Source organism: Roseomonas indoligenes, from assembly GCF_017813365.1.
GTDB classification, from domain to species: Bacteria; Pseudomonadota; Alphaproteobacteria; order Acetobacterales; family Acetobacteraceae; genus Roseomonas; species Roseomonas indoligenes.
Genome location: NZ_JAGIZA010000008.1, coordinates 189,366 through 208,919, shown reverse-complemented (window position 1 = coordinate 208,919; position 19,554 = coordinate 189,366). Strand labels below are relative to the sequence as shown.

The 19,554-nt window shown below is 71.8% G+C and carries 18 protein-coding genes; 8 read left to right on the top strand and 10 right to left on the bottom strand.

Annotated features, from left to right (window positions below):
• Positions 1–28: 28 nt before the first annotated feature.
• The 5 genes from J5Y10_RS15020 to phnD (J5Y10_RS15000) form a co-directional block, all read right to left on the bottom strand.
• Entirely contained in the window at positions 29–247 is a 219-nt protein-coding gene (locus J5Y10_RS15020; protein ID WP_209374831.1) for a hypothetical protein, read from the bottom strand.
• 214 nt (positions 248–461) lie between these two features.
• Complete coding sequence (locus J5Y10_RS15015; RefSeq protein ID WP_209374830.1) at positions 462–1,922, bottom strand: MDR family MFS transporter; 1,461 nt, start codon at positions 1,920–1,922, stop codon at positions 462–464.
• Positions 1,923–1,990: 68 nt separating this feature from the next.
• Complete coding sequence (locus tag J5Y10_RS15010) at positions 1,991–2,749, bottom strand: class I SAM-dependent methyltransferase (protein WP_209374829.1); 759 nt, start codon at positions 2,747–2,749, stop codon at positions 1,991–1,993.
• Between the two features lie 11 nt (positions 2,750–2,760).
• The gene (locus J5Y10_RS15005) at positions 2,761–4,050 is read right to left on the bottom strand and encodes an ATP-grasp domain-containing protein (RefSeq protein WP_209374828.1); all 1,290 of its coding nucleotides are present in this window, start codon (positions 4,048–4,050) and stop codon (positions 2,761–2,763) included.
• A gap of 87 nt (positions 4,051–4,137) precedes the next feature.
• Positions 4,138–5,097 (bottom strand): phosphate/phosphite/phosphonate ABC transporter substrate-binding protein, encoded by a 960-nt coding sequence (gene phnD / locus J5Y10_RS15000; RefSeq protein WP_209374827.1) that lies wholly within the window; start codon positions 5,095–5,097, stop codon positions 4,138–4,140.
• 115 nt (positions 5,098–5,212) lie between these two features.
• Between phnD (J5Y10_RS15000) and J5Y10_RS14995 the strand changes: the two genes are divergently transcribed.
• The 8 genes from J5Y10_RS14995 to J5Y10_RS14960 are packed head-to-tail and all read left to right on the top strand — an operon-like array spanning position 5,213 to position 12,333.
• The gene (locus J5Y10_RS14995; protein WP_209374826.1) at positions 5,213–6,004 is read left to right on the top strand and encodes a DeoR/GlpR family DNA-binding transcription regulator; all 792 of its coding nucleotides are present in this window, start codon (positions 5,213–5,215) and stop codon (positions 6,002–6,004) included.
• A gap of 48 nt (positions 6,005–6,052) precedes the next feature.
• Positions 6,053–6,889 carry an HAD-IIB family hydrolase gene (locus J5Y10_RS14990; RefSeq protein ID WP_209374825.1) on the top strand — a complete coding sequence of 279 codons (837 nt, stop codon included), beginning with the start codon at positions 6,053–6,055 and terminating at the stop codon, positions 6,887–6,889.
• Positions 6,886–7,983, top strand: a complete 1,098-nt coding sequence (phnD, locus tag J5Y10_RS14985; protein WP_209374824.1) for a phosphate/phosphite/phosphonate ABC transporter substrate-binding protein — start codon at positions 6,886–6,888, stop codon at positions 7,981–7,983. The genes J5Y10_RS14990 and phnD (J5Y10_RS14985) overlap by 4 nt, the downstream gene beginning before the upstream one ends.
• Positions 7,980–8,750: a phosphonate ABC transporter ATP-binding protein gene (phnC, locus tag J5Y10_RS14980; RefSeq protein WP_209374823.1), complete on the top strand. Its 771-nt coding sequence runs from the start codon at positions 7,980–7,982 to the stop codon at positions 8,748–8,750. Before phnD (J5Y10_RS14985) ends, phnC begins: the two co-directional genes overlap by 4 nt.
• Positions 8,747–9,541 (top strand): phosphonate ABC transporter, permease protein PhnE, encoded by a 795-nt coding sequence (gene phnE, locus J5Y10_RS14975; protein WP_342452925.1) that lies wholly within the window; start codon positions 8,747–8,749, stop codon positions 9,539–9,541. The genes phnC and phnE (J5Y10_RS14975) overlap by 4 nt, the downstream gene beginning before the upstream one ends.
• A 25-nt stretch (positions 9,542–9,566) precedes the next feature.
• Entirely contained in the window at positions 9,567–10,388 is an 822-nt protein-coding gene (gene phnE, locus J5Y10_RS14970) for a phosphonate ABC transporter, permease protein PhnE (protein ID WP_209374822.1), read from the top strand.
• A complete protein-coding gene (gene glpD, locus J5Y10_RS14965; protein WP_209374821.1) occupies positions 10,388–11,890 on the top strand; it encodes a glycerol-3-phosphate dehydrogenase in 1,503 nt (500 codons plus the stop codon). Before phnE (J5Y10_RS14970) ends, glpD begins: the two co-directional genes overlap by 1 nt.
• A 32-nt stretch (positions 11,891–11,922) precedes the next feature.
• Positions 11,923–12,333, top strand: coding sequence for a hypothetical protein (locus J5Y10_RS14960; protein ID WP_209374820.1), 411 nt, complete (start codon positions 11,923–11,925; stop codon positions 12,331–12,333).
• A 9-nt stretch (positions 12,334–12,342) separates the two neighbouring features.
• On the opposite strand, the gene rsmA is transcribed toward J5Y10_RS14960, so the two are convergent.
• The 5 genes from rsmA to lptF form a co-directional block, all read right to left on the bottom strand.
• Positions 12,343–13,191: a 16S rRNA (adenine(1518)-N(6)/adenine(1519)-N(6))-dimethyltransferase RsmA gene (gene rsmA / locus J5Y10_RS14955; RefSeq protein ID WP_342452924.1), complete on the bottom strand. Its 849-nt coding sequence runs from the start codon at positions 13,189–13,191 to the stop codon at positions 12,343–12,345.
• 8 nt (positions 13,192–13,199) lie between these two features.
• A complete protein-coding gene (locus J5Y10_RS14950; RefSeq protein ID WP_245214727.1) occupies positions 13,200–14,549 on the bottom strand; it encodes a peptidylprolyl isomerase in 1,350 nt (449 codons plus the stop codon).
• 165 nt (positions 14,550–14,714) lie between these two features.
• On the bottom strand, positions 14,715–17,120 hold the full coding sequence (locus J5Y10_RS14945) for an LPS-assembly protein LptD (RefSeq protein ID WP_245214726.1): 2,406 nt from the start codon (positions 17,118–17,120) through the stop codon (positions 14,715–14,717).
• Positions 17,117–18,244: an LPS export ABC transporter permease LptG gene (gene lptG / locus J5Y10_RS14940; protein WP_209374819.1), complete on the bottom strand. Its 1,128-nt coding sequence runs from the start codon at positions 18,242–18,244 to the stop codon at positions 17,117–17,119. The genes J5Y10_RS14945 and lptG overlap by 4 nt, the downstream gene beginning before the upstream one ends.
• Positions 18,241–19,437, bottom strand: coding sequence for an LPS export ABC transporter permease LptF (gene lptF / locus J5Y10_RS14935; RefSeq protein ID WP_209374818.1), 1,197 nt, complete (start codon positions 19,435–19,437; stop codon positions 18,241–18,243). The genes lptG and lptF overlap by 4 nt, the downstream gene beginning before the upstream one ends.
• Positions 19,438–19,554 lie beyond the last annotated feature (117 nt).

Below are 19,554 nucleotides of genomic sequence, written 5' to 3'. Positions count from 1 at the left end.
TCCCATGCGCCCGATACGGCGCGGCAGGTCAGCTGTGCTGGCCGCCGCCGCCGGTGGCGCCGCTCTGCTCCAGCAGCGTCTGGCCGGAACGGTCGGCGTTGCTCGCCAGCGGCGTGCGGCTGTTGTCGGCCGCGGTCCAGGCGGGCACGGCCGTCGCACCCGGAAGGTAATCGCTAGCGGCGAAAGCAGGGGCCGCGGCCGAACCGATCAGGGCGGCGGCGAGAGCGAGAATGCGGAAGCTGGACATCGGATCATGCCTCTCATGAATAGGCGGCGGCATCGTGTCGTCGTCTTCTGGCGCCGATATGAGCCCTCGATCCGCCAGGGTCCATTCGAGATGGCGAATACCTCCCATCGACGAAACGGATGAAACAGCTTCGCCTGCGGGCAGAAGCAGAATGCCGGCGCCTCCTCCAACCGGAACCGGAAAGCCGCCGCCGGCCGTGCGAACTGGAAGCCTCCTAATCCGCCGCCGCGGCCACCGGCGCCCGGGCCCGCATCACGACATGCGGCACCAGGAAGCCCACCAGTAGGCAGCCCAGCGAGAGCGCGAGCACGGCCCAGAAGGTCAGGTGCAGCGCCCCGTCCAGCGCGGACCGCACCGCCGCATCCGCCACCACGCCGCCCCCGCCCTCCAGCAGGCGGCGAAGGGCCTCGGATTCCATCCCCCCGGCCAGGCTGCGCGACAGGCTGAGGTTCAGCACCCCGCCCAGCACCGCCGCTCCCAGCGCGCTGCCCAGGTTGCGCGAGAAGATGGCGGAGGCCGTGGCCGCCCCGCGCTGGGACCAGCCCACCACCTCCTGCACCATCACCACCGCCGCGGTGTTGAGGAAGCCCATCCCCAGCCCGATCACGAAGGACCCCGCCCCCGCCAGCACGGGGGAGGAGCCGGGGCCGAGCAGCACGAAAGCGGAGGCCCCCACCGGCATCAGCGCGCCCCCCAGCAGCAGGCATCCCCGCAGCCCAAGCCGCCCGAAGGAGCGCGCGCCGATCGCGGCGGCCACCGGCCAGCCCAGCAGTGTCATCGTCAGGGCGAAGCCCGCGGTCAGGGCGGACCGGCCGAGCACGCCCTGCACGTACATCGGCAGGAAGGTGGTCAGCCCGATCAGCGCCGCCCCGCCGAGGAAAAGGACGACGTTGTTCACGGCGATGGCCCGCCGCGCCCAGAGCGCGATGTCCAGAACCGGGTCCGCCGCCTGCCCCTCCCACCACAGGAATGCCCCGAGCGCCGGTAGGAACACCACGGCGGCGATGGTCGAGAGGGTGGTGCCGGGATCCGTCACCGCCGCCATCAGCGCGGCCACGGTGAGGGTGAGCAGCGCCGCCCCCGCCACGTCCACCGGGCGCCGCTCCCGCTTTACCGTCTCCTGCAGGAAGCGCGCGAAGCCGGCGGCGGCGAGGATGCCGATCGGCAGGTTGATCCAGAAGATCCAGGGCCAGCTCGCCCGCTCCACGATGATGCCGCCCGCCAGCGGCCCGAGCACGGAGGAAAGCCCCCAGACGCTCGCCAGGAAGCCCTGGATCTTCCCCCGTTCCTGCGCGGAGTAGAGGTCGCCCACCACTGTCTGCGCCACCGGCAGCACCGCCCCCGCCCCGATGCCCTGCACCAGCCGGAAGGCGATGAGCGAGGGGATGGACCAGGCAAAGCCGCAGAGCAGCGAACCCACGAGGAAGATGCCGATCCCCATCAGCATCACCGGCCGGCGGCCATGGATATCCGCCAGCTTGCCGAAGACCACCGTCATCGCCGTCTGGGTCAACAGGAAGGCCGCGAAAACCCAGGAGTAGAGGTGCAGGTCCCCCAGCCGCCCCGCGATCTGCGGCATGGCCGTGGAGACGATGGTGGATTCGATGGACACCATGAACAGCGCGACCATGACGGAGGCCAGGATCAGCGGTCGGCGCGGCGGCGGGGAGGTCATGGGGCGGGGTTACGCCGTTTCGCAACCGCGAGAAACCCGAGGGACGTCTCACCTTCGGGAGAGGCGCCTTACTCCACCTCCATCACCGCGCAGTAGCTCTGCAGCGGGTGCCGGGTCAGCCGGCAGTTCCCAAGGCCCAGCACCTCCGCCACCGCCGCCGTCTCCCCGGGGAAGAAGGGGCAGTTCAGTTCGTCGAAGACGAGGACCGAGCCCTTCACCAGCCGCGGCTGGATGGCCAGCAGCACGTCCCGCGTCGGCCGGTAGAGGTCCATGTCGAACAGGGCCAGCGCGACCACCGCGTGCGGGTTCCTCTCCAGCCAGGGCCCGACCGTGGCGGAGGCATCGCCCTTCACCAGCGCGTGCCGCCGGTGCTCCGGAAAGGCGTTGATCGACTGGTGATAGGCCAGGATTTCGTCCAGCCCCTCCTCATGCCCGGGACGGGCGCTGAAATCCCCCTCCCGCACGCCCCCGCCGTCCCGCTCATCCACCGCCGCAAAGCCTTCGAAAGTGTCGAAGCCGTAGATCATGCGGGACGCGTTGTAGGGCTCGTGCAGGGCGCGCAGGTTCAGCAGCGTCGCGAGCGTCGCGCCCCATTGCACCCCGAACTCCAGGATCACGCCGGGCACGGGCAGGATGCGGCGGTACAGGTCGTCCAGGTACAGCACCCGCGCCAGCGCGTTCCGCTTCGTCACCGCCAGGGCATGGACCGCCCAGTTCTCCCCGGCATCCCCGATCAGCCGCAGCGCCGTCTCCTTGAAGCGCGCGTCGCGCTCCACCTGCGCCTCCGTCCGCAATCCGATGAACTCGCCCGCCCCGTTCTTCCGCACCGCCCCCTCCCCTAATGCAGCAGGAATTCCACGGCATCCACGTCCAGCACCGGGATGCCCCGCGCCGCGGCCACCGCCGCGCGCTCCGGGAAGTGGTTGTCAACGAAGATCGCCCGCCCCCCGATCACCCCAGCCTTCGGCTCCTCCGCCCGCAGGTGGTGGATGCGGTCGAACAGACCTGGCGCGATCCGCGCCCGCCGCAGCGCCTCCTCCGGATCGCCAGCGTGGCGGGTGACGAGGTGCAGCCGCTTCCCCTCCCCCGCGCACTGGTAGAGGAAGGCCACCACGCCCGGCACCGCCCGCCCGTCCAGCACCAGCGTGTCGTCCAGGTCCACGAAGACCTCGTCGAATGCCCAGTCCAGCCGCGCTCGCGTTGCGATCCGCCGGTCCACCAGCCGGACATGCGCGCTCGGCAGCGGCACCAGGTCGCGCCCCATGAAGTCGTGCACGGCCATCAGCGGCAGATTCACCCCCCGCGCCCGCTGCGCCACCATGCTGCCCGCCACCCGGCAAGCCACCTCCAGCAACTTCCACCGCGCCTCCCGGTCCTGCCGCAGCTGGAAGAACCAGGGCCCGCGCATCACCAGCCGGGCGTTGATCGCCTCCGCAATGCCGGTGATCACCTCATCGGCCTCCAGCACCGCGGAACGCATGGCGATCCCCGCCCGCACCCGCTCCCGCGTCCGCGGCCCGGCCCAGACCAGTCGCCGGTGCCGGTCCGTGAAGCAGTCCACCGTCACCTCGGCGCCCGGCAGGTGCTCCATCAGCACGGGCTCCTCCAGCGCGGCCAGGGCCAGCCGCGCCTCCCAGCTGTCCCGCACCACCGCCACGCCCTGCCCGCCCTGCCCGCGATCCGGCTTCACCACCGCCGGCCATTCCGCAACCGCCTCCGGCCCGTCGAAGACGCGCGGCGCCCAGTCGCGATCGGCGAAAAGCCGATAGGTCCTGCTCTTGCGCCGCGCGACCGCCGCCGTCTCCGGATCGCCGTTCACGAGATGCGCGCCCATCGCCTGCATGCGCGAAGCCAGGTACTCCGCCACCGTGTCGTGCGTGGCGAAGACCATCTCCACGCCCTGCCCGCGCAGCAGCCCGGCAAAGGCGTCGTCGAACCCCGCCTCGCCGATGCGCGGCAGCTCGCCGAAATAGCGCGCGAAGCGGAAGCGCCCGTGATCCTCCGTGCTGGAGGCGCCCATCACCTCCACATGCAGGGAATGGCGCAGCGCGTCGTGGATCTCCCCGCCATTCTCGGATCCGCAGGGAAAGACCAGCGCCCGGACGCGCGGCGCGCGGGCTTCACACAAGGCGCTCTCTGACATCCGGGCCTCCGGCAGGCGCTTTTGCCTGCCCTCGCCCACCAGTCTGCCGTCAGGCCGTTAAGCGCCGGTGAATCAGTTCCGCCGACGCCGCTCGGAAGCCTCCGCGCGCCGCATGTCCACGAACACGGCGTAGTCCTCGTGCCGCGTGGCCTGCCACCCCACCGCGCTGCCCCGCTCCACCGCCTTGTGGATGTCCGGATGCGCGGAAGGCAGCGCCAGGTGGAAATCCACCATGTCCTTCTTGAAGGAGGCCGGCAGGTCGCTCCGCACCACGATCGGCCCGTTCTGGATGGGGCGGGACCGCCAGATGATGCGGATGTCCTTCATGTCCAGCAGCCGCTTCTCCACCGCCGCCGTCAGCACCCCGCGGGAGAAGCCCGTGCTCTCATCCCCCTTGCCGGAGGACCAGCACACCCCCGCATCGTACTGCTTCTGCAGCACCGCGACCAAGGCCTGGTCATGCCCGCCGGCGAAGCCCGTGCGGCCGAAGAAGCTCTCGGGATTGATCCCCGCCGCCCGCAACTCCGCCCGCGGGATGAGGTAGCCGGAGGCGGAGTTGGGATCGGACCAGGCCATCGCCTTGCCCCGCATCTCCTCCAGCCGCGCGATCCCGGAATCCGCGCGCACATACATCAGCGCCACGTAGCTCGTGGTGCCGTCCGGCTCCACCGTCACCAGGATCGGCTCCACCCCGCCATTCGTCTCCAGCCACACGCCGGCATAGGCGGCGGGCGACATGTTCGCGATCTCCAGCTGCTTCGCCGCGAAGGCCTGCTGCACCCCGGCATAGTCGGAGGCAAAGAACATCCGCGCCGGAACGCCGAAGGTGTCCTCGAACAGCTTGCGGTAGCCCTCATAGCGGCCCAGCCGGTCGCTCTCGGATTCGCCGCCCAGCACGCCCAGCCGGATCTGCGGCACCTGCGCCGCCCAGTCCCGCTTGCCCGGCGCCGGCATGGGCGGCGCCGCACCCTGCGCCCGCGCCACCAGCGGCAGCAGGGCACCAGCGGCGACAAGGGCACGGCGACGGATCATCGGGCAACTCCGGCAGGAATGCCCGCCACCCTCTCACGACACATCGCGCCGGGCCAGCAGCGCTGTCATAAAGTGGTAGGTTGCACATCCCCCGCCGCCCCATCACCCTGCCGCCATGGCAAGGCGGCAGGAAGGTGCGCCGGGGAAGGAAGCGCGGCACGCCGCCATCCTCCAGGCGCTGAACACGGACCCCACGGTGCGAATCAGCACCCTGGCCGCCCGCTTCGGCGTCTCCGGCGAGACGGTGCGGCGGGATATCGAGACGCTCTCGGCCCGGGGCGCGGTCCGCCGCACCTATGGCGGCGCCTCCGTCACCCATGCCGGGGTCCAGCCGGACTTCCAGGCGCGGGAGGCGATGGCAGGGGCCGAACGGGCGCGGATCGGCAACGCCGCCGCCACCCTCGTGGAACCCGGCGCCGTGGTGATGGTGGATGCCGGCAGCACCACAGCCCGCTTCGCAGGCGCCCTCGCCGCCCGCGGCACGGGCGCCACCCTCATCACCAACTCCCTCCCCGTCGTCTCCGCGGCCGGCGATGCGCCGGGTCTCCGCGTGCTCGTCGCCCCCGGTGAGTTCCATGCGCCGGAGCGCGCCCTCTACGGCGCGGAGACGGACGCCTTCCTCCGCCGCTTCAGCGCGGATGTCGCGATGATCGGCGCCTCCGGCCTCACCCTGGAAGGTCCGACGGATGCCGAGAGCCGCGCCGCCTGGGTGAAGCGCGCCATGCTGGACCGCTGCCCCCGCCGGGTCCTGCTCCTCGATTCCGGCAAGTTCGGCCGGGGCTACCTGGAGCGCGTGGCCGAACTCTCCGCCCTGACGGACCTCGTCACCGATACCGCGCCGCCTCCGCCGCTCGCCGCCGCCCTGGCCCGGGCGGGGGTGGCGGTGCACGTCGCAGAGTGTGTTTGACCTTCCACATCTGAATTGGCATCCTCCACACCAACAGGAGGATGTCCCGTGGCCCAGGCCCCAGCCCCGCAGCCCTTGCAGCAGGCGCCTTGCGCGCGGCTCGCCGCGCTGCGCTACGTGCTGACGGACATCGATGACACCCTCACGGAGGATGGCCGCCTCCCCGCTCTCGCCTACGCCGCGATGGAGTCGCTGGCGGGGGCCGGCCTGCACGTCATCCCCGTCACCGGCCGCCCCGCCGGCTGGTGCGACGCTATCGCCCGGCAATGGCCCGTCTCCGCCGTGGTGGGGGAGAACGGCGCCCTCTGGTACGCCGAGGACCGCGCCAACCGCCGCATGATCCGCTGGCACGCGCAGGAGGACTCCGCCCGCCTCGCGAACCGCGACCGCCTGATGGAACTGGCCGCGCAAGCCATGGAAGCCGTCCCCGGCGCGCGGATCGCCGCCGACCAGCCCTTCCGCCTCTTCGACGCCGCCGTGGACTTCGCCGAGGATGCCGGCCCCCTGCCGTTGGAACAGGCTGCCCGCATCGCTGCCGTCTTCGAGGCCGGGGGCGCGCAGGCCAAAGTCTCTTCCATCCACGTCAACGCCTGGTTCGGCGCCTGGGACAAACGCGCGGGGGTGGAATCCCTCTTCGCCGCCCGCTTCGCCCCGCTGGCCGATGTGCTCGGGCAGGTCGCCTTCCTCGGGGACAGCCCGAACGATGCCCCGATGTTCGCGGCAATCCCCCTCTCGGTCGGGGTGGCGAACGTGCTGCCGCACCTGCCGGGGATCGCCGCCGCCCCCGCCTATGTCACCCGCGCCCCGGGCGGGCGTGGCTTCGCGGAATTCGCCCGCGCGCTGCTCGCCGCGCGGGGCAACGAGATGGAGGAGAACGCCGCATGAGAAACCTGCTTCTGGCCACGATCCCCGCGGGGCTGATCGCCCTGGCGGCGCTTCCCGGCGCCGCCCAGGCCCCGGCAGCCCAGGGCTGCTTCCGCGGCCAGCTCGACGAGGGCTACTGCGACACCAACCGCGACCTCGTCGCCGATGCGCCGGAGGCCTCGCGCCAGCGCGACCCCTCCACCCTCGTCTTCGCCTATACCCCCGTGGAGGACCCCGCCCTCTACGCCAACCAGTTCCGCCCCTTCGTGGAGCACCTGACGCGCTGCACGGGCAAGCGCACCGTCTACTTCCAGGTCACCAGCAACGCCGCCCAGGTGGAGGCCATGCGCTCCGGCCGCCTGCACATCGCGGGCTTCTCCACCGGTCCCACCGCCTTCGCCGTGAACCTGGCGGGCGCCGTGCCCTTCGCCATCAAGGGCGGGCCGGAGGGCTTCGAGAGCTACCGCGTGGTGATGCTCGTGCGCGCCGACAGCAACATCCGCACGATGGCGGACCTGAAGGGCCGCCGCGTGGCGCATACCTCCGCCACCTCCAATTCCGGCAACCTCGCCCCGCGCGCCTTCTTCCCCGCGCTCGGCCTCACGCCGGACACGGACTACCGCGTGGTCTATTCCGGCGGGCATGACCGCAGCGTGATGGGCGTGAGCGCCGGCGACTACGATGCCGCGCCCGTGGCGTCGGACGTCTATTCCCGCATGGTCGCCCGCGGCCAGGTGAAGGGCGAGAACTTCCGCGTCATCTGGGAGAGCGATCCCTTCCCCACCTCCTCGTTCGCGGTCGCGCACGACCTGCGGCCGGAGCTGCAGGCGAAGATCCGCGAATGCTTCATGAGCTACCGCTTCCCCGAGGCGATGGCGAAGGAGCTGGGCGGCAATGACCGCTTCTGGCCCGCCACCTACGCGGAGCAGTGGGCCCCCGTGCGCGCCGTGGCCGATGCCGTGAACGCCCCCTACACCCGCGCCGCCTTCGACGAGGAGAGCCGCAAGGAGCTGGAGGCCGAGGCTCGCCGCAACGCGCAGCGCACCCAGACCCAGAGCGGCGGCGTGCACAATGTGCCCCAAGCTCCTGGTGCCCAGGGCGGCGCCCGCCCGTGAGCGCTGCCCTCGACATCCGCGGACTCACCAAGGAGTACACGGCCGGCAAGCCGGTGCTGCGGGGCCTGGACCTGTCTATCGGGGCTGAGGGGATCACGGCCATCATCGGCCCCTCCGGCACCGGCAAGTCCACCCTCCTCCGCTGCATCAACCGTCTTGTCGAACCCACCAGGGGCGAGATCCGCCTCAAGGGCGGTGTCGGGGGCGACGTGGACATGGCGAAGCTGAGCGGGCGGGCCCTGCGCCTCGCCCGCCGGCGGATCGGGATGGTGTTCCAGGAGTACAACCTCGTGGAACGCCTCTCCGTGATGGAGAACGTGCTCTGCGGCCGCCTGGGCTATGTCCCGCTCTGGCGCGCCTGGCTCCGCAAGTACCCGGAGCAGGACATCGAGCGCGCCTTCCAGCTGCTGGACGCCGTGGGCCTGCCCGAGCACGCCACGCGCCGCGCCGACGCCCTTTCGGGCGGCCAGCGCCAGCGCGTCGGCATCGCCCGCGCCCTGATGCAGCGCCCCGACCTGCTGCTGGCGGACGAGCCCACCTCCTCCCTCGATCCCCGCACCTCGGTGGAGGTGCTGGAGATGCTGACGCGCCTCGCGGCGGCGGAGGGCGTGCCCGTCATCATCAACATCCACAACGTGGCCCTCGCCAAGCGCTACGCCCGCCGCATCGTCGGCATGTCCGGCGGCGCCATCGTCTTCGACGGCAAGCCCGAGGACCTGCAGGACAGCCATCTCAGCCAGATCTACGGCGGCGAGGACTGGCTGTGAGCGACGCCACCCTCCGGACCACCGCGCGCCGGGCCTTCGCCCCGGACTGGGGCATGCGGATCTTTGGCCTGCTGGTCCTGGTCTACCTCGTCTATGCCGCCTCCCAGCTCGATCTCGGGTTCGGCCGCCTCGTTACCGGGCTGGGCGAGGGCGCGCGCTTCCTCGCCCGCATGTTCCCGCCCAACTTCGAGCGCTGGGAGTTGCTGGTCGAAGGCCTGCTGGAGAGCATCCAGATCGCGGTGCTCGCCACGGTCATCGGCCTGGTCCTCTCCCTTCCCGTCGGCCTCATGGCCGCGCGCAACATCGCGCCCTGGTGGCTCTCCGGCCCTGTCCGCGCCTTCATCGCAGTCTGCCGCAGCCTGCATTACGTGATCGTGGCCATCCTCTTCGTGAAGGCGGTCGGCTTCGGCGCGCTGGCGGGGGTCTTCGCGCTGGTGGTCGCCTCCGTCGGCTTCGTCTCCAAGCTCTTCGCCGAGGCCGTGGAGGAGATCTCCATGAAGCAGGTGGAGGCCGTGCGCTCCACCGGCGCCGGCACCCTCGCCGTGCTGCTCTACGCGGTGCTGCCGCAAGTGGCCTCCCGCTTCGTCGGCTTCAGCCTCTACCAGCTGGACAGCAACCTGCGGAACTCGACGCTGGTGGGCATCGTCGGCGCGGGCGGCATCGGCGGCACGCTCTTCGCCGCCTTCAAGCGCTTCGACTACGATTTCGTCTCCGCGATCCTGATCGCCATCATCGGCCTCATCCTCCTGGCCGAGCTGATTTCCGGCCGCATCCGGGGAGCGATGCGATGAGCGCCGCCAGAGGAGCGACGAGGCGATGAGCACGACGACCTACGATCCCGTCGCGCCGCTCCGGCGCGAATGGATCCGCCACACCCCCGCCGAGCGCCTGGTCCGCTGGCTGGCCTTCCTCGTCGTCGTCGCCGCCGTGGTCTGGGCGGTGCAGACGATCGAGATCATCCCGGAGTTCCTGGCCGACGCGCCGGAGCAGATGGCGGACCTGCTGGTACGGATGTGGCCGCCCGACCTCGCCGCCTATCCGAAGACCGTGCACGCCGCCCTGATGGAGACGCTGCACATCGCCTCCCTCGGCACGGTGTTCGGCTTTGTCCTGGCCATCCCGCTGGCGCTGATGGGCGCGCGGAACATCTGCCGGATCAAGGCGCTGAACTTCCTGGCCCAGGTGCTGCTGGTCGCCTCCCGCTCCGTGAACTCCCTCGTCTGGGCGCTGATCTTCGTCGCCGTCTTCGGCCCGGGTCCCGCGGCCGGCGTCTTCGCCATCGCCTTCCGCTCCATCGGCTTCGTCGGCAAGCTGCTGGCGGAAGCGCTGGAGGAGATGAACCCCGGCCCGCGGGAGGCGCTGCGCGCCGCCGGTGCCCCCTGGGGGACGGAGATGCTGAAGGCTGTCTGGCCGCAGATCCGTCCGGCCTTCTGGGGCGTCGCCCTCTTCCGCTGGGACATCAACGTCCGTGAATCCGCCGTCCTGGGCCTCGTCGGTGCCGGCGGCATCGGCGTGGTGCTGGAGGACGCGATCAACTTCTTCCAATGGGACCAGGTGGCGACGGTCCTCCTCGCCATCCTGGCCGTCGTGCTGGTCGCGGAAGTCGTCGTGACCCGCATCCGCACAAGGCTGCTCTGATGGATACGCCCGACAACATCGACCTCCTCGTCATCGGCGGCGGCGTGAACGGCTGCGGCATCGCGCGCGATGCCGTGGGCCGCGGCCTTTCCGTGATGCTGGTGGAGAAGAACGACATCGCGGAGGCCACCTCCTCCTCCTCCTCCAAGCTCATCCACGGCGGCATCCGCTACCTGGAGACCTACGAGTTCCGCCTGGTGCGAGAGGCCCTGGCGGAGCGCGAGGTGCTGATGGGCATCGCGCCCCACATTATCTGGCCCATGCGCTTCGTCCTGCCCCACCGGGCGGAGATGCGCCCGCGTTGGATGATCCGGGCCGGCCTCTTCCTCTATGACCACCTGGCCAGCCGGAAGTCCCTGCCCGGCAGCGAGGCGCTGAACCTCGACGCCCTGCCCCAGGGCGAGCCGCTGAAGCAGCCCGAGTTCTCCCGCGGCTTCGCCTATTCCGATTGCTGGGTGGAGGACAGCCGCCTGGTGCTCCTCAATGCCCGGGACGCCGCCGACCGGGGCGCCACCGTGCTGCCCCGCACCGAATTCCTCCGCGCCAGCCGCACCCCGGAGGCCTGGACCTGCACCCTGCGCGGCCCGGACGGCACGGAGCGGGTCGTGCGTGCCCGCGCCATCGCCAACGCCGCCGGCCCCTGGGTGATGCCGACCCAGGAGGAGACAGGCACCGTGCTTCGCGGTCGCGTCCGCCTCGTCCGCGGCAGCCACATCGTGGTGCCCGCCCTCTACCAGGGGCCGCAGGCCTATATCCTGCAGAACGACGACCGCCGCGTCATCTTCGTCATCCCCTATGAGGAGCGCTACTCCCTCATCGGCACCACCGACGTGCCGCACGATCCGAAGCAGGGCCGTCCCCACTGCACGCCGGAGGAAGCGGCCTATCTCTGCAAGGCCGTCTCCCGCCAGTTCCGCACCCCCGTCACGCCGGACGATATCGCCTGGACCTATTCCGGCGTGCGCCCCCTGCACGACGATGGCTCGGACAACCCCTCCGCCGTCACGCGGGACTACACGCTGCAGATGGACAGGGAAGGCGCCCCCCTCCTCTCCGTCCTCGGCGGCAAGATCACCACCTACCGCAAGCTGGCCGAGGACGCGGTGGAGCAGATCGGCCGCGCCCTGGGGAAGACTGCCCCCTCCTGGACCGGCCGGGCCAGCCTGCCCGGCGGCGACCTCGGCGGCCTGACCCGCGCAGCCTTCACCGAGAGCATGGCTCGTGCCCATCCCTGGCTGCCCCGCCCCCTGCTGGACCGCCTGATCCGCACCCATGGCGGCATGCTGGAGCGCGTGATCGACGGCGCCACCTCCATCGAGGCCATGGGCGGCGACCTCGGCGGCGGCATCACCGCCCGCGAGCTGGAATGGATGCGCGACCGCGAATGGGTGACGCAGCCGGACGACGTGCTGTGGCGCCGCACCAAGCGCGGCCTCCACATGACCCCCGCCGAGCGCGAGGCCTTCGCCGCCCGCTTCGGGGGCCTGATCCCCGCGGCCTAGCCAATCCCGGCGGCGTCGCGCATCACCCCCCGATGCGCCGACGCCGCCTTGCCCTCCTTCTCGCCACCCTTCCCTTGACGGCCGCCGGGCCGGCCGAGCTGGACTTGGCCCGCGACTACGTCGTCCGTTACCGCGCCACCCTGCCCGACCTGCGCCGCCTCGCCCTCGGCGCCGCGGCGGGCGGCAATGTCCCCGGGTCCGCCGAGGTCCAGGCCGCCATCGACGCCGATCTCACCACAGCAGAACCCGCCTACCGCGAGGCCATGGCCCTCGCCCTCGCCGAGGGCCTGCCCCCGGACGCCCTGCGCCGCGCCCTTGCCGACGGCTCCATCCGCGCAGAGATCGCGGCCAGCCCGGACGCCATCCGCCTCAGCAGCACCCTCAACCGCCTGACCTTCGAGGCGGTGGCGGGCATGGCGGAACGCGCCATGAAACCGCGTTGAGGCCGAGGATCAGGCCGAAGCCCCGCCTCCATCCCGCGCCAGAAGCCCCCGCGCCAGCAGTTCGAACTCCGCGACCGAAAGCGTCTCCGCCCGCCGCGTCGGCTCGATGCCCGCGCCCCCGAGCAGTGCCTCCGCATCCCCCAGGGATTTCAGCGATCCCCGCAGCATCTTACGCCGCTGCCCGAAGGCCGCCGCTGTCACCCGCTCCATCGCCCGCGCCAGATCGGCCGGCGGCTGCACGGCGCGGGGCACCAGGTGCACCACGGCGGACCAGATCTTCGGCGGCGGGCTGAAGGCGCCGGGCGGAAGGCGCAGCACCATCTGCGCCTCGCAGCGCCACTGGGCCGCCACCGCCAGCCGCCCGTATTCCGAGGTGTCGGGCGCGGCCACGATCCGCTCCGCCACCTCCTGCTGGAACATGAGCGTCATGCTCTCGAACTCGCCCGCCCGGGCCAGCCACCCGATCAGCAGGGGCGAGCCGACATTGTAGGGCAGGTTCGCCACGATCCGCCGGGGCGCCGGCATCATCGCCACCGGGTCCACCGTCAGCGCATCGGCCTCGGTCACGGTCAGCCGGCCGGGATAGGCCTCGGCCAGTTCCGCCAGCGCCGCGATGGCGCGGGAATCCAGCTCCACCGCGTGGACGTGGTCGGCCCCGTTCGCCAGCAGGGCCCGCGTCAGCCCGCCCGGCCCCGGCCCCACCTCCAGCACCTGCCGGCCGGTCAGGTCGCCGGCCAGCCGCGCGATCCGGCCGCACAGCGTCTCATCCAGCAGGAAGTGCTGGCCCAGCGCCTTGCGCGCGGCCAGCCCGTGCCGGTGGACGGTCTCGGAAAGGCTGGGAAGCGCGGCCGGCTCCACGCTCCGGATCAGCCGCGCATCTCGATCGTCGCGCGGCGCCGCAGGTCGCGGCTCTGCTGGCGCGAAAGATTCTCTGCCCGGTCACGCATGATCTGCTGCTTCGCCATCTCGGGCGTGAAGCTGGCGAGGTTACGCGTCTCCTTGGAGCAGACAGCGACCACGAGGATTCCGTCCGGCGTCACGATGGGCTGGCTCGCCCGCCCCGGGGTCAGCCCGGCCACCAGCTGCCGCAGTTGCGGCGGCCCCAGCGTCTCCAGCCGAACCTCGCCACCCGGATCGGCCGGGCGCACGTTGCCGGCGGCGCGGTTCGCCGCCTCCACCGCGTCGCAGCCGCCCTTCACCGCCTGGGCGCGCGCCAGCGTGGCCCGCTGCTGCTCCGTCGGGTTCTGCGGGTCCAGCGGCGTGGAGAAGGGCAGGAAGGCCTGGCGCAGCGTCACCATCGTGGCGTTCTCGCGCCCCGTCTCGCGCTTCCCGCGGAGTTGGACGATCTGATAGCCCCCCGGCACCTCCACAGCGTTGGAGACGGCGCCGGGCGGCATGCGCTGCACCACCGTGGCCACCTCCGGGTCCAGCTGGCCCGTGCTGATCCAGCCGAGGTCGCCGCCCTGCAGCGCCGTCTGGCTCTGGCTGAACTGGGTGGCGGCCAGCGCGAAGGGCAGGCCCTGGCGCAGCCGGGTGATCACGTCGTCCACGAAGCGCTTCGTCTCCGCGGCGGAGGCGGGGTTCTCAACCGGCACGAAGATCTCGGAAACCAGGAACTCCGGCTGCCCCACCCGCGCCGCATGGGCCGCCACCGCCTCCTGCACCGCCTCCGGCGAGGGCTCCGCGTCCGGGCCCATCATGCCGCGAATCAGCCGCCCCCAGCCCAGCTGGGAACGGAGCTGATCGTAGAGCACGCGCGGCTCGATTCCGGCGGCGCGAAGCTGGGCGCGCAGCCCCCCCGGCGGCAGGCTGTTGCGCTTCTCAATGTCGCCGATCGCCTGGGCCACCTCGTCGTCGCCCACGGGGATGCGGCGGCGGCGGATATCCTGCAGCCGCAGCCGCTCCTCGATGATCTGGCGCAGGATCTGCGGCCGGATCCGGGCCGTCAGGTCCGGCGCGGGCTGCAGCCCCACATTCAGCGCGAAGAGCCGGGCGCGGGAGCGAACCTCCGTCTCCGTCACCACGTCGCCGTTCACCACGGCGACGATCCGGTTGGTCTCCCCGGTTGCGGGAGCCTGCGCCTCGGCGCCCCCGGGACGCGGCGCGGGCTGCCGGGCGGAGGGCTGGGCCAAGGCCGCGCCACCCGCAAGAAGCAGGGCGGGCAAGGCCATGGCGAGGCCGGGAAAGGCCGGACGGAAACGGGAAAGGCGTCGCATGGCAGGGTTCCTAGACCATGCGGCGCAGGGATTGAAGCGATCCGGTGGCCGCAAGGCGTCGCATTTCGTTTCAGCAGGCCGCTGGCGCCCGCGATGCAGGGTCCGCGGAGAGGAAGATTTCCTTCTTCCTCTCCGCGGGAGGGACCGCCAGCCCGGACCGAAGCCTCAGAGCGCGCGGGCGGAGAAGTCGCCCACCGTCTTCAGCGCGATGCGGAAGATCAAGGTCGTGGCGCCGGGATAGGTGGTGCCTGTGGCCGCGTTCTCCGCCAGGGAGCGGAAGAACCGCCCTTCCAGGACAAGGCACTCGTCCTCATAGGCCGCGCTGGTGCCGTAGGAGACGCCGCGCTCCAGCTCCAGGTCGTAGCGGCCGAAGACGGCGGCGCGCCAGTACTTCCCGATCCGGGTGGTCGCCCCGGCATAGACCTCGCGCGTGTAGCGCACGGGCGTCTGCAGGGGGTTGGGGATGTGGTACACGTAGCCCGTGGTCACCCGCGTGCCCGCCAGCCCGATCGGCTCCAGCCCGAAGGCGGCCGAGGTATCGATCAGCCGCCGGTCGCCCGTCTCGCCGTCGAAGCGCCCGCGCGCGGTCACGTCGAACCAGGAGGTGGGGGAGACCGTGACCCGCCCCACCCAGTCCGAGGCCCGCTTCTCCAGCCCGGAATTCTCGGTGAACACCGCCTCCTCCGAGGCGCGGAAGGACCGCCCGCCGATCCCTTCCACCGAGCCGCCATTGGGGAAGAACCAGGCGCCGCGCAGCGCCGCGTCCACCCGCGTCCCACCCTCCTGCCGGTCCCGCCCGTTGAAGCGGTTGAGGGCAAAGAGGTTCGCGTCCGTGAACTCGAAGTCCAGGCTGTCCTCGTTCGGGATCCTGGTCTGGCGCCCGGTGCTCGGCCCCGTCACCAGCTGCACCCGCGGCTCGATCAGCTGGCGACCGAGGCTGCCGGCGGAGCGCACCAGCGGCAGGCGCCAGTCCAGCGCCGCGCGCACGTTGCCGGTCGCCGTCGTCACGCTGCTGACGGTGCTGAAGTTCGGCGCCTCGTCCAGCTTGTCGGCGTTGTAGCCCAGCCCGTCCGCCTGCATGCGGAAGGTCCACTGGGACCCGAAGCTGTCGGTGCGCGGCAGCTCGTAGCGCAGCCGCGACCCGGCCCGGCGGGTCTGCGTGCCCTGGCTGCGATAGATGGAGAAAGCCGTGGCATCGGCAGCGAAGGTGCCGCCCAGCTGGTCCCGCTCGAACACGTGCTCGTAGTACAGGTTCGGCAGCACGAAGGGCGTGCGCCCCACGTCGTCCGTCTCGCGCAGGCCCTGGAAGGCCAGGGCATTGATCCGGGCGTAGCGGTTGTAGCCCCAGTACCCCTCCGCATAGGCGGTGCTCGCCAGGATCGCCGGGGACGGCAGCCGGAAGGAACGCAGGTAGGTCTGGCTGGAGGCCCGGTTGATGCTGAAGCCCGCGGTCCAGTTCTCGTCGATCGTGAAGCTGCCGCGGGAGAAGATGCTGCCGCCGAGGCCCTTCTCCTGGCTCTTGTCACGCTCCTCGAGATAGGCGGCGGAGGCGGCGATGTTCACCTCGCCGAAGTTGAAGCGCTGGCGGTACACGCCGCGGGCGAAGGGCGCGGTGTTCGTGGTCACCACGGGGGTGAAGGTCAGGTCGCTGGAATCGTCGATCGCCCAGTAATAGGGCGTCTCCAGAAAGCCGCCGAGGTAGTTCGTCTGCCCGAAGGAGGGCGAGAGGAAGCCCGAGGAGCGCGGCGTGGAGGGGTCCGGCATGGACATGTAGGGCGTGTAGAAGGCCGGCACGCCGCTGAAGTCCACGGTCGCGTCGCGGAAGCGGATGCGCCGCGCCTCCCCGTCCTGCGTCGCGAGGCGGGAGCGGAGCTGCCAGATCGGCGGCGCCAGCGGGTCGTCCTGGCAGAGGTCGCAGGAGGAGTAGACGACGCGGGAGAGGTCCATGACCACCGCCCCGTTCTCCAGCGTGCGGCGGCGGGCGCCATTGGCCGCCAGCCGCCCGTTCTGCGCCAGCAGCCCGCGCAGCCCCTCCACGATCGCGTCCCGCATCCCGCCCTGCAGCTCCGCCCGCTCGGCGAAGAGCACCTGCCCATCCGCCTCCAGCAGCTGCACGTTGCCCTCGGCGGTGGAGACGCCGGTGTCGCGGTCGTAGGTGAAGCGGTCCGCGCGCAGGATGCGCTCGTTCTGCCAGGCCTCAACATGGCCCTTGGCGGTCACGCGGTTCTCGTTCTGGTCGTATTCCACCTCGTCGGCCGTGAAGGTCACGGGCGCGTTGCGGTCCACGGGCGCCACCCCGCCGCGCAGCAGGCCGGCCGTGGTGGGCGGGGCGGCGGGCGCGGCCGGGGAACCGCGCAGCGAGGGGCCGCCTGGCGTGACCACCCCCTCGCCCAGCTGGTCCGGCCGCACGTTCATGGGCCCGCCCTGTGCCAGGGCGGGCTCGGGCACCATGGCCGGGGTGGCAAGCATCGTGGCCAGGGCCACGCCGCCCAGCAGCCGCGCGCGGCGCGATACCCCGTTGCCCGGCATGCGGGCCCGGGGGCCGCGCCTGCGTCCGGTCACGTCGGTCATCCGTCCTCCAGGTGAAGCAGCAGCGCGACCGCGCACATCAGGCCGGCCATGGCAGGCGCCCAGGCGGCCAGGACCACGGGCAGCGTGCCCGTCTCGCCGAACTCGCCCGTCACGCGGTCCAGCAGGAACAGGGCGAAGCCCGCGGCAACGCCCGCCCCCAGCATCTGGGCGACGCCGCCCTTGCGGGCCTCGCGCATCGAAAATCCGGCAGAGAGAAGGGCCATGGCGACCGCCAGCATGGGCAGGGCGAGCAGGGAATGGAACTGCAGCCTGTGCCGAACCGCCGAGAAGCCCGAATTCTCCAGCACGGAGATGAAGTCGGGCAACACCCAGAAGGAGAGGGTGTCGGGGCTGGCGAAGCTGTCCTCGATCCGCTCGGGCGTCAGTTCCGTCGGGAAACGGATGGTCCGGGCGGGGCTGGCCTGCCGGTCGGACCCGAAGGCGATCGCGTTCTCCAGCACCCAGGCGCCGTTCGTCAGCGCCGCCCGCGGCGCCTCCACCCGCCCGAGGAAGCGATCCGCCGAGGAGATGCGCCAGAGCGACACGTCCTCCAGGCCGAACACGGCCGAGCCCGTGCCGGAGTTGGTGCCGGGCGCGACGGGCCGGCCGGAGAGGATGGCCACCCCCTGCGGGTCCAGCTCGCGGTCCGCCTGGCGCAGCCAGAGCCGCCCGCCCGCCAGCGCGCTGGTGCCGGACTGGTTCCGCAGCACCGCCGCGTCCAGCCGCTCCGCCCGCGCCAGCATGGCGGCCGAGAGGGGGGAGAGGCCGGCGGTGGCCCCGGCGCCGATCATCGCAGCCACGATCACCGGCCCCGTCAGGAAGCCCCAGGCCGAGATGCCCGCCGCCCGCGCCACCACCAGCTCCGAGGAGCGGGCCAGGCGCCAGAAGGCCAGGATCCCCCCCAGCAGGATGGCGAAGGGCAGCACCTGCATGGACACGAAGGGGATGCGCAGCCCGGCGATGGTGGCCACGGTGGCGAAGCCCACCTCGCGCGTGGCCGCGCGGCGGAGCAGCTCGATGAAGTCGAACAGCGCGACCAGCCCCGTCAGCGCGGCCAGCATGATGAGGCACATGACAAGGAAGCGGCGGGCGACGTAGCGCCCGAAGGTGAAGGGCAAGGTCACTCCGCGGCCGCCTCGCGGGGCATGACGACGCCCTGCGCCGCGCGGGGAGCCGGCATGGGGGGTGCCCGGCGCGGCCAGCCCGGCGCGCCGGAGAGCACCCAGGCCGCCGCCAGCCCCGGCCCGATGGCATGGACCCAGATCAGCGGGATGAAGCGGTTGTCCCGCGCCGCCAGGTTCCCCACCGCCAGCCCCAGGGCCAGCAGCCCCACCACCGCGCCGACCGCGCCGATGGAGGTCAGCCCGCCGCCATGGCGCCGGAAGGCGCTGGCCAGCGCCGCCGCCAGCCCCACCATGGCGAAGGAAAGGGCGGTGAAGGGCGAGGCGAGGCGGCCATGCCCCTCCGCCCGGAACTTGCGGATGTCCCGCTCCAGAAGCCCTTCCTCGGGGTCGGGGTTCAGCAGCTCGCCCACGAAGCGCTCCCGGCTGTCGCGGTTGCGGGCATCCTCGGTCCGGCTGCTCCGGGCCAGGTCCACGCTGTTCTCCCCGAAGGCGAGCACGGACAGCCGGGGCTGCGGCGCGGTACCCGGCGGCGAGTTCGGCGGCACCGCCCGCTCCATCTGCTGGCGCTGCCCGTTCAGCAGGATCACGCGCGGCCCGTTGTTGCTCGGCAGGATCACCCCGCGCTCCGCCAGGATGGTCACCGGGGCGCCGGGCTCCCGCATGTCATGGATGACGATGCCGCGCAGGGTCCCGTCCCGCTCCCTCTCCCGCGCATAGACGGTCAGGTCGGCCGAGACGCTGCTGAACACGCCTTCCTGCACGAGGATGGCGGCCATCTGGTTGCGGATCTCGTACTGCCATTCCCGGAAGGCCGCGTGGGAGATCGGCACCAGCCAGGTCTGCAGCACCAGCCCCGCCGCCGTGGCCAGGATCGCCACCAGCAGGGCCGGCCGCGCCAGCCGCCAGTCGGACAGCCCGGCCGCCCGCATCACGACCAGTTCCCGGTCCGTGGAGAGCCGGACATAGGTGAACAGCGTCACCACGAAGGTCGTGATGGGCAGGATCACCGCGAAGAAGGAGGGCAGCAGCAGCCCCGTCAGCTCCAGGAAGACGGCAAAGGACAGGCCGCGGTCCAGCACCAGCTCGATGAAGCGGAGCGACTGGGTCAGCCAGATCAGCGCCGCCAGCCCGACCGTGACGGCCAGGAGGGACAGGGCGATCTGCTTCGAGATGTAGCGCGTGACGCGGCTCATGGGGGGCGCAACCTATCCATCCGTCCACCCCGGGGCAAATGGGCTGATGTGACGAAAGGCGGCGCCCCATTCCCTGGGGCCGGTCCGACCCGGGGAGAGGAGGAAGGAATACGTCCC

Bases quoted from the DNA above. Each gene is read 5' to 3' on its own strand.
- J5Y10_RS15020 (WP_209374831.1), bottom strand. From the start codon at position 247: ATGTCCAGCTTCCGCATTCTCGCTCTCGCCGCCGCCCTGATCGGTTCG.
- J5Y10_RS15015 (WP_209374830.1), bottom strand. From the start codon at position 1,922: ATGACCTCCCCGCCGCCGCGCCGACCGCTGATCCTGGCCTCCGTCATG.
- phnD (WP_209374827.1), bottom strand. From the start codon at position 5,097: ATGATCCGTCGCCGTGCCCTTGTCGCCGCTGGTGCCCTGCTGCCGCTG.
- J5Y10_RS14995 (WP_209374826.1), top strand. From the start codon at position 5,213: ATGGCAAGGCGGCAGGAAGGTGCGCCGGGGAAGGAAGCGCGGCACGCC.
- phnD (WP_209374824.1), top strand. From the start codon at position 6,886: ATGAGAAACCTGCTTCTGGCCACGATCCCCGCGGGGCTGATCGCCCTG.
- phnE (WP_209374822.1), top strand. From the start codon at position 9,567: ATGAGCACGACGACCTACGATCCCGTCGCGCCGCTCCGGCGCGAATGG.
- glpD (WP_209374821.1), top strand. From the start codon at position 10,388: ATGGATACGCCCGACAACATCGACCTCCTCGTCATCGGCGGCGGCGTG.
- J5Y10_RS14960 (WP_209374820.1), top strand. From the start codon at position 11,923: ATGCGCCGACGCCGCCTTGCCCTCCTTCTCGCCACCCTTCCCTTGACG.
- J5Y10_RS14950 (WP_245214727.1), bottom strand. From the start codon at position 14,549: ATGCGACGCCTTTCCCGTTTCCGTCCGGCCTTTCCCGGCCTCGCCATG.
- J5Y10_RS14945 (WP_245214726.1), bottom strand. From the start codon at position 17,120: ATGACCGACGTGACCGGACGCAGGCGCGGCCCCCGGGCCCGCATGCCG.
- lptF (WP_209374818.1), bottom strand. From the start codon at position 19,437: ATGAGCCGCGTCACGCGCTACATCTCGAAGCAGATCGCCCTGTCCCTC.